The 14,359-nt window shown below is 64.5% G+C and carries 15 protein-coding genes; 10 read left to right on the top strand and 5 right to left on the bottom strand.

The window, feature by feature from the left end:
* Positions 1-56 precede the first annotated feature (56 nt).
* The 4 genes from BLR29_RS05955 to BLR29_RS05940 all read right to left on the bottom strand — a co-directional run bounded on the left by BLR29_RS05955 (position 57) and on the right by BLR29_RS05940 (position 3,549).
* Entirely contained in the window at positions 57-1,529 is a 1,473-nt protein-coding gene (locus tag BLR29_RS05955) for an NAD(P)(+) transhydrogenase (Re/Si-specific) subunit beta (RefSeq protein ID WP_092135301.1), read from the bottom strand.
* Positions 1,529-1,852 (bottom strand): NAD(P) transhydrogenase subunit alpha part 2, encoded by a 324-nt coding sequence (locus BLR29_RS05950; protein WP_092135299.1) that lies wholly within the window; start codon positions 1,850-1,852, stop codon positions 1,529-1,531. Before BLR29_RS05950 ends, BLR29_RS05955 begins: the two co-directional genes overlap by 1 nt.
* 149 nt (positions 1,853-2,001) lie before the next feature.
* Positions 2,002-2,367, bottom strand: coding sequence for an aspartate 1-decarboxylase (gene panD / locus BLR29_RS05945; protein ID WP_092135298.1), 366 nt, complete (start codon positions 2,365-2,367; stop codon positions 2,002-2,004).
* Positions 2,368-2,427: 60 nt separating this feature from the next.
* The gene (locus BLR29_RS05940; protein ID WP_092135296.1) at positions 2,428-3,549 is read right to left on the bottom strand and encodes a Re/Si-specific NAD(P)(+) transhydrogenase subunit alpha; all 1,122 of its coding nucleotides are present in this window, start codon (positions 3,547-3,549) and stop codon (positions 2,428-2,430) included.
* Positions 3,550-3,870: 321 nt separating this feature from the next.
* On the opposite strand from BLR29_RS05940, the gene BLR29_RS05935 reads away from it, so the two are divergent.
* The 5 genes from BLR29_RS05935 (at position 3,871) to mnmA (ending at position 7,781) form a co-directional block, all read left to right on the top strand.
* Positions 3,871-4,668, top strand: coding sequence for a TorF family putative porin (locus BLR29_RS05935; RefSeq protein WP_092135295.1), 798 nt, complete (start codon positions 3,871-3,873; stop codon positions 4,666-4,668).
* Positions 4,669-4,790: 122 nt separating this feature from the next.
* Positions 4,791-5,135 carry a hypothetical protein gene (locus BLR29_RS05930; protein WP_092135293.1) on the top strand — a complete coding sequence of 115 codons (345 nt, stop codon included), beginning with the start codon at positions 4,791-4,793 and terminating at the stop codon, positions 5,133-5,135.
* Positions 5,122-6,090: a 4-hydroxy-tetrahydrodipicolinate synthase family protein gene (locus tag BLR29_RS05925; protein WP_092135292.1), complete on the top strand. Its 969-nt coding sequence runs from the start codon at positions 5,122-5,124 to the stop codon at positions 6,088-6,090. Before BLR29_RS05930 ends, BLR29_RS05925 begins: the two co-directional genes overlap by 14 nt.
* Before the next feature lie 81 nt (positions 6,091-6,171).
* On the top strand, positions 6,172-6,705 hold the full coding sequence (locus tag BLR29_RS05920) for an NUDIX hydrolase (protein WP_092135290.1): 534 nt from the start codon (positions 6,172-6,174) through the stop codon (positions 6,703-6,705).
* The gene (gene mnmA, locus BLR29_RS05915) at positions 6,702-7,781 is read left to right on the top strand and encodes a tRNA 2-thiouridine(34) synthase MnmA (RefSeq protein ID WP_092135289.1); all 1,080 of its coding nucleotides are present in this window, start codon (positions 6,702-6,704) and stop codon (positions 7,779-7,781) included. Before BLR29_RS05920 ends, mnmA begins: the two co-directional genes overlap by 4 nt.
* A gap of 166 nt (positions 7,782-7,947) precedes the next feature.
* Here the strand turns inward: mnmA and BLR29_RS05910 are convergent, their stop codons facing one another.
* On the bottom strand, positions 7,948-8,562 hold the full coding sequence (locus tag BLR29_RS05910) for a glutathione S-transferase C-terminal domain-containing protein (protein WP_092135287.1): 615 nt from the start codon (positions 8,560-8,562) through the stop codon (positions 7,948-7,950).
* 390 nt (positions 8,563-8,952) lie between these two features.
* Between BLR29_RS05910 and purB the strand changes: the two genes are divergently transcribed.
* The 5 genes from purB to BLR29_RS05885 all read left to right on the top strand — a co-directional run bounded on the left by purB (position 8,953) and on the right by BLR29_RS05885 (position 14,344).
* Entirely contained in the window at positions 8,953-10,329 is a 1,377-nt protein-coding gene (purB, locus tag BLR29_RS05905; RefSeq protein WP_092135285.1) for an adenylosuccinate lyase, read from the top strand.
* 336 nt (positions 10,330-10,665) lie between these two features.
* Positions 10,666-11,232 (top strand): cytochrome b, encoded by a 567-nt coding sequence (locus BLR29_RS05900; RefSeq protein ID WP_092135284.1) that lies wholly within the window; start codon positions 10,666-10,668, stop codon positions 11,230-11,232.
* Positions 11,233-11,359: 127 nt separating this feature from the next.
* Entirely contained in the window at positions 11,360-11,935 is a 576-nt protein-coding gene (locus BLR29_RS05895; protein WP_092135282.1) for a YceI family protein, read from the top strand.
* A 78-nt stretch (positions 11,936-12,013) separates the two neighbouring features.
* Positions 12,014-12,604 carry a YceI family protein gene (locus BLR29_RS05890; protein ID WP_092135281.1) on the top strand — a complete coding sequence of 197 codons (591 nt, stop codon included), beginning with the start codon at positions 12,014-12,016 and terminating at the stop codon, positions 12,602-12,604.
* Positions 12,605-12,952: 348 nt separating this feature from the next.
* On the top strand, positions 12,953-14,344 hold the full coding sequence (locus BLR29_RS05885; RefSeq protein WP_092135279.1) for a class I SAM-dependent methyltransferase: 1,392 nt from the start codon (positions 12,953-12,955) through the stop codon (positions 14,342-14,344).
* Positions 14,345-14,359: the final 15 nt, after the last annotated feature.

Below are 14,359 nucleotides of genomic sequence, written 5' to 3'. Positions count from 1 at the left end.
GATTAACGGCGTCCTGGCCCGTTCCTTAAGCGGCGAGACGTCCCCTGAGCGATGCCTTAGTCGACGGCCTTGAACATATCCTCGACCACTTTCTTGGCGTCGCCAAACACCATCATGGTCTTGTCCATGTAGAACAGCTCGTTGTCCAGGCCCGCGTAGCCGGCCGCCATCGAGCGCTTGTTCACGATGATGGTCTTGGCCTTGTACGCCTCCAGGATCGGCATGCCGGCGATCGGCGACTGCGGATCGGTCTTGGCCGCCGGATTCACCACATCGTTGGCGCCCAGCACCAGCACCACATCGGCCTGGCCGAACTCGCTGTTGATGTCTTCCATCTCGAAGACCTGGTCGTAGGGCACTTCGGCTTCGGCCAGCAGCACGTTCATGTGGCCCGGCATGCGGCCCGCCACCGGGTGGATCGCGTACTTCACGGTCACGCCCTTTTCGGCCAGCTTTTCCGTCAGTTCCTTCAGAGCGTGCTGCGCGCGCGCCACGGCCAGGCCGTAGCCCGGCACGATGATCACGGTTTCGGCATTGCCCATCAGGAAGGCCGCGTCGTCGGCGGAGCCCGACTTCACGTTGCGTTGCGCCTGCGCGCCCGCCGCCGTCGCGGCCGTCGCGCCGCCGAAGCCGCCCAGCAGCACGTTGAAGAACGACCGGTTCATCGCCTTGCACATGATGTACGAGAGGATGGCACCGGACGAGCCCACCAGCGAGCCGGCGATGATCAGCATCGGGTTGTTCAGCGAGAAGCCGATGCCCGCCGCCGCCCAGCCCGAGTACGAGTTCAGCATCGACACCACGACCGGCATGTCCGCGCCACCGATCGGGATGATGATCAGCACACCCAGCACGAAGGCGATGGCCAGCATGATCAGGAACGGCAGCCAGTCCTGCGACATGAAGAAGATCACGCCGAAGCCAAGCATGGCCACGGCCAGCAGCAGGTTGAGCCAGTGCTGGCCGGCAAACACCACCGGCGCGCCCTGGAACAGGCGGAACTTGTAGCGTCCGGCCAGCTTGCCGAACGCGATCACCGAGCCCGAGAACGTGATGGCACCCACGAAGCAGCCGATGAACAGCTCGATCCGGTTACCCGTCGGGATCAGGTGCGAACCCGCCGGCGTGATGCCGAACGCCGCCGGCTCCGCCACCGCGGCCACCGCGATGAACACGGCCGCCAGACCAATCAGCGAGTGCATGGCCGCCACCAGTTCGGGCATCTTGGTCATTTCGACCTTGCGCGCCACGTAGGCGCCGATGCCACCACCGACGACCAGCGCGCCGAAGATCAAGGCCAGGCCCGTGCCCACGGACGACTGCGCCGCGCCGGCCGCGAGGAATTCGTTCTTGAGCTTGACGATCAGCGCCAGCGTGGTCACCACGGCAATGGCCATGCCGATCATGCCGAACGCATTGCCCTTGCGGGCCGAGGCCGGGTGGGACAGGCCCTTCAGGGCCTGGATGAAGCAGACGGAAGCCACCAGGTAGAGCAGGGTGACGAGGTTCATGCTGACGAGTTCAGTCATCACTTGCCCTCCTTGTGCTCGATCCTGGCCTTGGGTTCCTTCTTCTTGAACATCTCCAGCATGCGCTGGGTCACGAGGAAGCCGCCGAACACGTTCACCGCGGCCAGTGCCACGGCCAGCGTGCCCATGATGCGGCCCACGCCGCCTTCGGTGAGGCCGGCCGCCAGCATGGCGCCGACGATGATGATGGCCGAGATCGCATTGGTCACGGCCATCAGCGGGGTGTGCAGCGCGGGCGTTACCGTCCAGACCACGTGGTATCCCACGTAGATTGCCAGCACAAAGATGATCAGGTTGATCACCGTGTGGTTCACCATCTCCATCGACTTCTCCTCCGTTGCTTTCGAATTCCTGCGGCTGTATGTCGCGTCGACTTGAACTGCAAAAAGCGGGACCGCCGTTGGCGCCGTGCTGGCTGCGGCGCGGCCACGCCCGGATGGCTCCCCGGCGCGTGGCGGTGTCAGCGGGAAGATCAGTCGATCTTCTTGATTTCCTTGATGCGGTTCTTCTCGTCGACCAGGATGACGCGCGGCTTGTACGTCTTGATTTCCTCGTCGCTCATCGGTGCATAGGTGCAGATGATCAGATGGTCGCCCAGGTGTGCGCGGCGCGCGGCGGCGCCGTTCAGCGAGATCTCGCCGGTGCCGCGGGCACCCTTGATGATGTAGGTGGAAAAGCGCTCGCCATTCTGCACGTTGTACAGGTCGATCTTTTCGAACTCCTTCATGTCGGCAGCGTCGAGGAGATCCTCGTCGATGCCGCACGAGCCCTCATAGTTGAGGTCCGCCTGCGTCACGGTGACACGGTGGAGCTTGGCGCGGAGCATGATGCGTTGCATGGGAAATACGTCCTTGATTGAGGCAGGTTGGCGCCGGCCGGAACCGGCGCCGGTTGAGAATCAGGCGGCCTGTCGGACGAGCTGGCCATCCTTGCACATCAGGCAGGCGGCGACGATGTCGTCTTCCAGGTTGAGCGTGAAGCGAGCGTCCTTGTCGACGATCAGTTTCAGGAAGTCCAGCACGTTGCGCGCGTAGAGCGCCGAGGCGTCCGCGGCGACCATGCCGGCCAGGTTGGTATGGCCGATCACGATGACGCCGTGGCGCTCCACCACCTCGTCGGGCACGGTCAGCGGGCAGTTGCCGCCTTGCGCAGCGGCCAGGTCCACCACCACCGAACCCGGCTTCATCTGCCTGACGGTGTCTTCCTGCAGCAACACAGGCGCCTTGCGGCCCGGGATCAGCGCGGTGGTGATGACGATGTCGGCCTGCTTCGCGCGTTCGTGTACAAGCTCCGCCTGGCGACGCATCCAGTCCGGCGGCATCGGCCGCGCGTAGCCGCCCACGCCCTGGGCGATCTCGCGTTCCTCATCGGTCAGGAACGGCACATCGACGAACTTGGCGCCCAGCGATTCGATCTGCTCCTTCACGGCGGGACGCACATCCGAGGCCTCGATCACGGCGCCAAGGCGCTTGGCGGTTGCGATGGCCTGCAGGCCCGCCACGCCGGCGCCGAGGATCAGCACGCGGGCAGCCTTCACCGTGCCGGCGGCCGTCATCAGCATCGGCATGAAGCGCCGGTAGTGGTGAGCGGCGACCAGCACGGCCTTGTAGCCGGCGATGTTGGCCTGCGACGACAGCACGTCCATGCTCTGCGCACGCGTGGTGCGCGGCGCGGCCTCCAGCGCGAACGCCGTGATGGCGGCGCTGGCCATGCGCGCGTTGTTTTCGATATCAAAGGGATTGAGCATGCCGACCAGCACGGAACCCGGCTTGATCTGGGCGCGTTCCGCATCGTCCGGCGCGCGCACCTTGAGCACGAGCTCGGCGCCCAGTGCCTCGGCGGCGGTGCCGATGCGGGCGCCCACGGCCTCGAACGCCGCGTCGGGAATGCTAGCGCGTACGCCAGCTCCGGCCTGCACCGTGACCTGGTGTCCCTGTGCGACGTACTTCTTGACGGTCTCCGGGGTGGCGGCAACGCGCGCCTCACCTGCCCGCGTTTCCTGCGGGATGCCGATATGCATCGTCAATTTCTCCTTTTGCTGGCGTCGTATCTGATGGACGGGCAGACGTCCTGACCCGTTGGCTCCGCGGCGCGGCGCACCATTTTTTGCGCAGCTTACCCGAAACTTACGTTCGGTGGTGACCGGTCGGTCGGCGATTTGTGCGGTCGCCGTGACTCATTTTTGCGACTCATGAAACGACTCGTTTTATGCAGCCCGGATTACCTCTTGATTCAAACATAGCGCGACAAGGTCCAATCTTGATGCCGATTTAACGCGGCACTCCGTATCGTGGCGGCCACGTCTCTTTTAGACGTTTTCCCAAAAACTGACCTCAACGCCATGATCGTGACTCGTCTGATGACCTCGGTGCCAGCCATGCTGTCCGCCGCCGTGCTCCTTGCTGCCCCGTTTTCGTCCGCCTTCGCCCAGGAGGCGCAGCCTTCCGCCGAACCTGCGTCGCCCCATACCTTTACCGCCAATGTCACGCTTGCCAGCGAATATCGCTACCGCGGCATCATGCAGACCAACCGTCGCCCCGCCATCCAGGGCGGATTCGACTACGCGCACGAAAGCGGCTTCTATCTCGGCAACTGGAATTCGAACATCAGCTGGCTTTCGGACAGCAACACGGAAGTGTCCGCGCCGATCGAGATGGATTTCTACGGTGGCTTCAAGAACAGCTTCAAGGTAGCCGACCTGGATTTCAACTATGACGTCGGCGTGCTCGAGTACTACTACCCCGGCGACTATCCGGCCGGATTCACGCGCCCGTACACGACCGAACTGTACGCCGGCATCGGCTACGGGCCCGTTTTCCTCAAGTACTCGCATGCGGTGACCAACCTGTTCGGATTCGCCGACAGCAAGAACAGCTACTACATCGACCTCACGGCCAATGTGCCGCTGAACGTGTGGGACCTGACTGTCAACGCGCACGTGGGCTACCAGGGCGTGCAGCATTTCAGCGATGCCTCGTACACGGACTGGAAGATCGGCCTGACCAAGGACTTCGGCAAGGGGCTGACCGTCGCGGTGGCATACATCGACACGAACGCGAAGCGCGGCGTCTATACGAACTCGCACGGCCGCTACATGGGCAAGGCGACGGCGTTCGCTTCGATCACCAAGGCGTTCTGATCGTAGACGTCTTTACGTGATGTTGATGCGGCGGGCCGCGATTGCTGCATCAAATTGAGGCGCGCATCCCTAGCATAAAGCCATGTTCAACAGACGATCCGCCGCGCGCGGATCCGCGCTTTATGCGACAGACCTCCAGCCTGGCCGTAGCCTTCGCGACCGTTCCCCGCCGCCGTATCGCCCGCGACGCCTTGCCTTGCGCCGCGAGCGACGGACACTGGATCCGCTTGCGGCTGGCGGTGCCGTCGGCGCAGGTGTTCATGCTGCGGCAAACGCTGCATCGTGCGCTCGGCAGCCAGGCCCGCGTCTATGTGGTGGAAGTCGATCATCGACACGACGAGACCACGCTGCATGTGGAAGTGGAACGCGGCGGCCGCGATGCGGCGATGCACGCGATCATGACCGCGCTGCCGGCCGCCGAGTTCGGCGTGACGACGCTGCTCGGGAGCGATCATGCGGCGCACTGACGGATCGCGCGGCGCGATGACCGATGGGTTGTGGCTGCCGATGGTGACGCCGCTGCGCAGCGGCCAGCCCGACCTCCCTGGTGTGCAGCGGCTGGCGTCCTTCTATGCGGCCGCTGGCGTGGATGGCCTGATCATCCTGGGCACGACAGGCGAGGGCGGCCTGCTGTCCGAACCGGAGCGGCTGATGGTCGCCGCCGCGACGCTGGAAGCCGTGCAAGGCGCGGTGCCGGTGATGGCCGGCGTCGGCGGGGTGGATACGCGATCGGTGTGCGAGCAGGTGCGCCGGCTCGACCGGTTCGATCTTGCCGGCTACCTCGTGCCGCCACCGTACTACCTGCGCGTGTCCGACGAAGGCATCGCCTGGCACGTGGGCCGGGTGGCCAGCCAGACGGCGCGTCCGCTGATGCTCTACAACGTGCCGAAGCGCACGGGTTGCACGATTTCACCGGACCTCGCGCGGCGCCTGGCCGCGCATCCGCAGGTCGTCGCCATCAAGGAATGCGATCCGGCCGGATTGCGCGCGCTGGCTGGCCAGGCGCCGCTGGCGGCATCCCTGGCGGCTCATCCGGCCTTGCCGCTGGCGGTGTTTTGCGGCGAAGACGCTGCGATGCTCGACCACCTGCTGGCCGGCGGCGCGGGCGTGGTGCCGGCGACCGCACACATCCGGCCAGACCTGTTCGTGCGCCTGCTTCAGCTGGTGCGGACCGGCCGGGAAGAGGCGGCACGCGCGCTGTTCCGCCAGCTGGCCCCGCTGATCGGCTTGATGTTCGCCGAGCCCAATCCCGCGCCGGTCAAGGCCGCGCTGGCCTTGTGCGGTCTGGCGCGTGCCGAGGTGCGCCGCCCCCTCACGCCGGCCACGCGCGCGCTGGTGGCTCGTATCGAGGCGGCCATCGCGTTGCTGCCGCCGCCGCAGCAGGCAGCCGCCAGCGCAACGTCCATGGCGCAGCCCGCCTGACGCCAGGCCAGGCGCGACGGCATTCCCGCCTGGCGATGCACGATCCAGCGGCAACCGGTAAAATGCCGGATTGCTTAAAAAATGTGCATCATGCCACGTGACTGGAACGCCAGCGTCACGGTTGCCGCGGTCATTGAACGCGGCGGCCGATTCCTGCTGGTTGAAGAGGAAACCGCGGACGGCCTGCGGCTGAACCAGCCGGCCGGCCACCTCGAAGCGGGTGAGAGCCTGATCCGCGCCGTCATCCGCGAAACGCTGGAGGAGACGGCGCACACCTTCGAGCCGCGCGCCTTGCTCGGCTGCTATATGAGTCGCGGGCGTTCGTCGCGCGACCAGGGCGATACCACCTACGTGCGCTTTGCCTTTACCGGCGACCTGGGTTCGCTCGACAGCGGCCGTCAGCTCGATACCGGCATCGTTCGCACGGTGTGGATGAGCGCCGAGGAACTGCGCGGCTGCCCGGAGCGCCATCGCACGCCGCTGCTGATGGCCTGCGTCGACGACTACCTGGCTGGCAAGCGGTTTGCGCTGGACGTGCTCTATACGCACCCGACGTCCGTCGCGGGCTCGGATGCCTCGGACGCCGCGGACGCTTCGGCGGGAGCCTTGTCATGAGCGGCAAGCGCGTTGTCGTGGGCATGTCGGGCGGGGTGGACTCGTCCGTCACCGCATGGCTGCTCAAGCAGCAGGGCTACGAGGTCATCGGCCTGTTCATGAAGAACTGGGAGGACGATGACGACAGCGAGTATTGCTCGACGCGGCAGGACTGGCTGGACGTGGTTTCCGTGGCGGACCTGATCGGCGTGGATGTGGAAGCCGTCAACTTCGCGGCCGAATACAAGGACCGCGTGTTTGCCGATTTCCTGCGCGAGTACTCGGCCGGCCGCACGCCGAACCCGGACGTGCTCTGCAATGCGGAGATCAAGTTCAAGGCGTTCCTGGACCATGCCATGTCGCTGGGTGCCGAGACCATTGCCACGGGTCACTATGCGCGCGTGCGGCAGGCGGCGAATGGCCGCTTCGAACTGCTCAAGGCGTTCGACCATACCAAGGATCAAAGCTACTTCCTGCATCGGCTGAACCAGGCGCAGCTGTCGCGCACGTTGTTCCCGCTGGGCGAAATCCCGAAGACCCGCGTGCGTGAGATTGCCGCGGAGATCGGCTTGCCCAATGCGAAGAAGAAGGATTCCACCGGCATCTGCTTCATCGGCGAACGGCCGTTCCGCGATTTCCTGAACCGCTACCTGCCGACCAGGCCGGGCCCGATGAAGACTCCGGAAGGCAAGGTGGTGGGCGAGCACATCGGGCTGGCGTTCTATACGCTGGGCCAGCGCAAGGGCATCGGCCTGGGCGGCAGCCGCGAGGGCAATGGCGACGCGTGGTATGTGGCGCGCAAGGACATGGCCAGCAACACGCTGTACGTGGTGCAGGGGCATGACCATCCGTGGCTGCTGACGCCAACGCTGGATGCGGCGGACCTGTCCTGGGTGGCAGGGGAGGCGCCGGCGGAGGGTGCGGCGATGGCCGCGAAGACGCGCTATCGGCAGGGCGATGCGCCGTGCAAGGTCGAGGTGGCGGCGGGCGACGCACTGAAGCTGTCGTTCGGTGAAGCCCAATGGGCGGTGACGCCGGGGCAGTCGGCGGTGCTGTACGACGGGGAAGTGTGCCTCGGCGGCGGGATCATTCAGTAGGGAACGATCCCGCCCGGCGGTGGTGTTGAGGCCTTAAGGCACCAAGGCGTCAAGGCCGACACCAGCGCCGTGAAGCGGCCTTGAGTCGGCCTTCAGGCGGGCGGCAGCGGGATCGAGGCGGGGGAGCGTGAATTGCGCGTGAGATCCGCGCGAACCCTGCGCGAAATCAGGCGCTCGGCGGAGCGGTGTCGAGAAACGACTGCCGCTTGCCGACCTTCTCCTCGAACGCCACGAGGTTCGGATACTGCTCGCGCCAGGCGATGTCGGGGAAGCGGAAGTCGAGATAAGACAACGCGCAGCCCACGGCCACGTCTGCCAGCGTGTAGTGAATGCCCGTGCACCACGGCTTGTCGGCCAGGCCCGAGGACATCGCGGCCAGGGCGGCGTCGATCTTGCCGCGCTGGCGCTGCACCCAGCGTTCGCTGCGTTCGCCGGCCTCGCGCTGCGTGCCTTCCAGGCGCACCAGCAGTGCCGCGTCCAGCAGGCCGTCGGCCAGCGCTTCCCAGCAGCGCACTTCCAGGCGCTCGCGGCCGCCTTGGGGAATCAGCCGGCTGACCGGCGACAGCGTATCCGCATATTCGGCGATGACGCGCGAATCGAAGACCGCGCCGCCGTCCTCCATGACCAGGCAAGGCACCTTGCCCAGCGGGTTGAACTGGCCGATGGTGGTGTCGGGCGACCAGACGTTTTCTTCGATCATCTGGTAGTCAATCTTCTTTTCCGCCAGCACCACGCGCACCTTGCGCGCGTACGGGCTGGTCTGGGACGCATACAGCTTCATGTTCTCCCCTTGAGCTTGTTATGAAGTGCATCGGCGTTCTCTGGCACGAGGGATGCGCGTATGGCAGTTGCGTCCCTGCAGGCGCGTCCCTGCATGCCCAATGCACTTCATAACAGGCTACCGGATGGGCGAGCGCGAGTATACCCGCGCCCGCCTGCAAATGCCGGGCCAATGCGGCCCTGCGCACGCATGGTGGCACCGGATTCGTGGCGTGCCGCACAGGCATGGTGGCCGATGGTAAAATCCCGCGTTGCGCGATGCCGGCCGGCCCTCGCGGCACGCCGCCCGCGGCCTGCCGGATGCGGCGGATCGGTCATTTTGAAGTCGCCCCATTTGGGTTTGCGCCCCCGCACGACCTCCCGTCCTCTCTCATTTCTCCCGGTTGCCAGCATGTCCACCTCTTCCCTTTCGCCGCTCACCGCCCTGTCTCCCATCGATGGCCGCTATGCCGCCAAGGCCGATGCATTGCGCGAGTGGCTGTCCGAAGCGGCCTTCATGCGCAACCGCGTCAAGGTCGAGGTCAACTGGCTGATCGCGCTTGCGCAGGCCGGCCTGCCCGACGTGCCGAAGTTCTCGGCGCAGTCCGAAGCCAGGCTGCAGTCGCTGGTGGACAATTTCACCGAAGCCGACGCCGCCCGCATCAAGGAAATCGAGGCCGTGACCAACCACGACGTCAAGGCCGTGGAGTACTGGCTCAAGGAACAGGTCAAGGGCAACGCCGAACTGGAAGCCGCCAGCGAGTTCATCCATTTCGCCTGCACCTCGGAAGACATCAACAACACGTCGCACGGCATGATGCTCAAGGGCGCCCGTGATGGCGTGATCGTGCCGGCGCTCAAGCGCGTGCAGGCCCGCCTGGTGGAACTGGCCAAGCTGAACGCCGCGCAGCCGATGCTGTCGCGCACGCACGGCCAGCCGGCCAGCCCGACCACGCTCGGCAAGGAAATGGCCAACGTGGCGGCGCGCCTCGCGCGTGCCCTGGAGCGCATCGAGCGCGTGGAGCTGCTGGGCAAGATGAACGGTGCCGTGGGTAACTACAACGCGCACCTGTCGGCCTATCCGACGTTCGACTGGGAGTCGTTCTCGAAGCAGGTGATCGAGTCGCGCCTGGGCCTGACGTTCAATCCGTACACGATCCAGATCGAGCCGCACGACTACATGGCGGAACTGTTCGACGCCATCGCACGCGCCAATACGATCCTGCTGGATCTGAACCGCGACGTCTGGGGCTACATCTCGCTGGGTTACTTCAAGCAGAAGACCAAGGCCGGCGAAATCGGCTCGTCGACGATGCCGCACAAGGTCAATCCGATCGATTTCGAAAACTCCGAAGGCAACCTGGGCCTGGCCAACGCGGTGCTGCGCCACCTCTCGGAAAAGCTGCCGCTCTCGCGCTGGCAGCGTGACCTGACGGACTCCACCGTGTTGCGCAACATGGGCGTGGCGTTCGGCTATAGCCTGCTGGCCTACGAAGCTTGCCTGCGTGGCCTGGGCAAGCTGGAAACCAACCCGGAACGCCTGAACGAAGACCTCGACAACTGCTGGGAAGTGCTGGCCGAGCCCGTGCAGACCGTGATGCGCCGCTTTGGCGTGCCCAATCCCTACGAGCAGCTCAAGGAACTCACGCGAGGCAAGGGCATTTCCCGTGAAGCGCTGCAGACCTTCGTGTCGGGCCTGGCGATTCCCGAGGATGCCAGGAAGCTGCTGCTGGAGATGACCCCGGCCACCTACATCGGCAAGGCCGTGGAACTGGCCAACAAGATCTGAGCGGCTTTCCTGTCGTTCACATCGCTCAAGGAAGAGGGCTGGCAATCGTTGCCAGCCCTTTTTCTTTTTTGTTTCGGAAGAATTGACGACAGTGTCATCAATCTGACCGGGCACCCGGACGATAACGACGGTACGATGCCAGCACGCGTGGCGGGTGCGACATCCGGTCACATCAAATCATTTGAACAACTTAATTAAGATCGGTCCTTCTCACACCATGCCGGTCCCCCAATAATGCGAGAATTGCAGTCGACGGAGCGGACCGGCAGGCGCCGCTGTCGACAGGATTGCCGGCATCAGCTCCTCGCAAAATAACGAACGAAGGGATTGACTGACATGGGTTCGAACAGGGTTTATCCGGCCCGCCAGACCGGGGGATACACCGCCACCGCCATCGGCCTGCACTGGCTGATCGCGTTCGGTATCTTTGCCGCTTTCGGGCTGGGGCTGTACATGACCGGGATTCCCGGCCTGACGCCGACCAAGCTCAAGCTTTTCTCGTGGCACAAATGGCTGGGCGTAACCATCTTCGCCATCGCCGTGCTGCGCGTCCTGTGGCGCGCCACCCACGCCGCGCCCCCCGTGGCACCGGGCACGCCGGCCTGGCAGGCGAGGGCCGCCGCCGCCGCGCATCATCTGCTGTATATGCTGATCCTGGTCGTGCCGATCACCGGCTACCTGTACAGCTCCGCCGCCGGCGTGCCGGTGGTGTACCTGGGGCTGTGGAAGATGCCGCCGCTGATCGAGGCCAGCGACACCCTCAAGCCCATCCTGAAGTACGCCCATGTATGGCTGAACTACCTGATGGCCGCAATCGTGGTGGTGCATGCGGCCGCGGCGATCAAGCACCAGGTTATTGACCGCGATGGCACGCTGGGCCGGATGATTCCGTTCCTGCGCTGACCCGGTTGGTGGCAAAGCAAATGTGCGCTGTAACCGGTATGCTTGCTGCGTCCCATGTGGTAAATCGCATCGTTTTCCGAACCGTTATTCGACCGGCCCGGATGGCCGGTACCGACAGGAGTCACAGATGAAACGCATGTCCCGTCCTGGCACGGTATTCGTGGCGGCCGCACTGGCCACGGCCGGCCTTGCCGCCAACCTTGCCTGGGCCCAGATCGACGCCGCCAAGAGTTCGGTCACGGCCACCGCCCGCCAGATCGGCGTGCCGATGGAGGGCAAGTTCAGGAAGTTCGATGCCAGCGTCGACTTCGACCCGGCCAAGCTGGCGACGTCCTCCGCCAAGGTGGAGATCGACGTGTCGAGCTTCGAGATCGGCGATGCCGAGACCACCAAGGAGGTCAAGGGTCGCGACTGGTTCGACGCGGGGAAGTACCCGAAGGCCGTGTTCCAGTCCACCAGCATCAAGAATGGCGTTGCGGGCAAGTATGAAGTGGCCGGCAAGCTGACCATCAAGGGCAAGACCCTGGACGTGGTGGTGCCGGCCACGTACAAGCAGGAAGCGGGCGGCCAGGTGTTCGACGGCGTGCTGCCGATCAAGCGTACCGCCTTCAATATCGGCGACGGCGAGTGGAAGGACACTTCCGTGGTCGCCGACGACGTGCAGATCAAGTTCCATATCGTGACCCCGGCAAAGAAGGGTTGAAGCGGGGCCGCCCCCGATATTCGCCCCTTGGCCGTTTTAGTGAACCTTACTCTCCAACCTTTTGATGGGAGACCCAAGATGAAAATGCGTACCCTGATTGCCGCCGTTGCGGCAGCTTCCGCCACCCTCGCCGCCGGCGCCGCCATGGCCAATGCCGTGACGTACAACATCGATCCGACGCACACGTACCCGAGCTTCGAGACCGACCACCTGGGTGGCCTGTCGACGTGGCGTGGCAAGTTCGAGAAGTCCACCGGCGTCGTGACGCTGGACCGTGCCGCCAAGACCGGTTCGGTGGACATCAAGATCGATCCGGCTTCCGTCGACTTCGGCAACGCCAAGCTGAACGAACACGTAAAGGGCCCGGACATGTTCGATGTGCAGGCCTTCCCGGAAGCGACCTACAAGGGCAAGTTCTCGAAGTTCAAGGGCGACGTGCCGACTGAAGTGGATGGCATCCTGACGCTGCACGGCGTGTCCAAGCCGGTGAAGCTGGAGATCCGCGAGTTCAAGTGCATCCAGCATCCGATGCTCAAGCGCGAGGCCTGCGGTGCCGACGCCGTGGCCCAGTTCAGCCGCGCTGATTTCGGCATCGACTACGGCGCCAAGTACGGCTTCAAGCAGGAAGTCAAACTGGCGATCCAGGTGGAAGCCGTGAAGGCCGAGTAAGGCAGTCGCGGTTTTCCTCCGGGAAAGCAGAGGGCCGGCATCATGATGCCGGCCCTTTTCTTTTGCCTCGGGGATACCCCACTTCATGGCGCGGGTGCACAGTTGTACGGTTTCCGGCAGCCACAGTACAATGGTTCGCCGCAGTCCCACCCTCAGGGGCGGAGCCCGCGCCGGTGCACACGCCGGACGCGCCCCGTGCCCGCAACAGGTCACGCGCATCGATATGAGCATTGGCTGCATTCCCTGATTTGGTATTCCGCCGCAAGACCTCTTGCCTGAGCTGTACCCGGCCGGCCCCGTCAGGCGCCCTGGCCCGCAGCGTTTCTCGGATTTCCCTGGCGCGATACCGTGTACTCCAAAACGCAAATCGATCCGGTAGTTAGCTTCCGCAACTCGCAGGGCGAGCAGGTGCGGGGCACGATCATCAATCTCCAGCGCAAGTCGCTGGTGATGGAAATCTACAATCCCTATTCCATTGTTCAGGTCAGCGAGGTGCTGAGCGAACTGAGCGTGCGGATGGGTACGAAGAACGCCTATCTGGGCAAGGCCGTCGTCATGAGTCTGGTGAATACCGGTCTGACTGCGGTGGTGTCCCTGACACTGATCGATGAATGGCGCGAGCTGACGGATGTCAACGACGCACCCAAATCGGTCGCGCGCGAGGCCGAACTCTTTGTCAAGGACTGGGATACGCGCTTCAACATCCGGCGCGACTACCAGATCGTGGTCAACGAGATGCGCGCGTATCTTTCGGAAGTCTCGCGCTGGGTCGAGCAGGTGGACCTGACCGAGTCCCTGCCGAAGAAGGAAGGGCGCCTGCGCGAAGACGTGTTCTATGAACTGGCCGTGCCGCTGATGGGGAAGGTGAAGACCTACCTCGACTGGCTGGAGGGCGAGGCGGAACAGGTGGACCCGGAAATCGCGCCCGTGCACCGCACCTACGCGCAGGCCGCGCTGCACCCGTTGCTGCTGCGCGCGCCATTCGTCTATCGCACCTTCACCAAGCCGCTTGGCTACGCCGGCGACTACGAGATGGTGAACCAGATCCTCAGCGATCCGCAGCAAGGTCCCACCACGTATTTTCAGATCGTCAACACGGCCTTCCTGAAGGCGGCGGTGGCGACGGCGCACCGCAACCGGATCGACCTGCTGGTCGACTTCCTGACCCGCCAGGCCGAACGTGCGCGGGCTGCGGGTCGCCCGTTCCGCGTGCTGAACGTGGGCTGCGGGCCGGCGTTCGAGATCCAGCGTTTCGTGCGCGAGTATGCCAATCCGGAGCTGTTGTCGTTCCAGCTGGTGGACTTCAGCGAGGAAACCCTCGAATACACGCGCGGATCGGTGGAACGCTCCGCTGCGGCGGCCGGGCACAAGGCATCGGTGGAGATGGTGCACCAGTCCGTGCACGACCTTCTCAAGCGCCGCATTTCGCCGGACGACCCCGGCGCGCGTGAGTTCGATGCCGTCTATTGCGCTGGCCTGTTCGACTACCTGTCCGACAAGGTCTGCGCACGGCTGCTGTCGTATTTCGCGTCGCGCACCAAGCCGGGCGGTCAGTTGTTGGTGACAAACGTCCACGCCGACAATCCCGAGAAGTTCGGGATGGAGCACCTGCTGGAGTGGTATCTGATCTATCGCGACGAGGCCGGAATGGCCTCGCTGTTGCCGGAGAACTCGCATGCCCACCGACTCTATGTCGATGAAACCGGCGTCAATGTCTTCGCCGAAGCCACCATCCAGTGAGAGTGAAGCGGTAAT

Origin of the sequence: Cupriavidus sp. YR651 (genome assembly GCF_900101625.1) — a bacterium.
Lineage (GTDB): Bacteria > Pseudomonadota > Gammaproteobacteria > Burkholderiales > Burkholderiaceae > Cupriavidus.
Note: the sequence above shows the minus strand (reverse complement) of the source record. Positions and strands in the feature narration are given on the sequence as shown.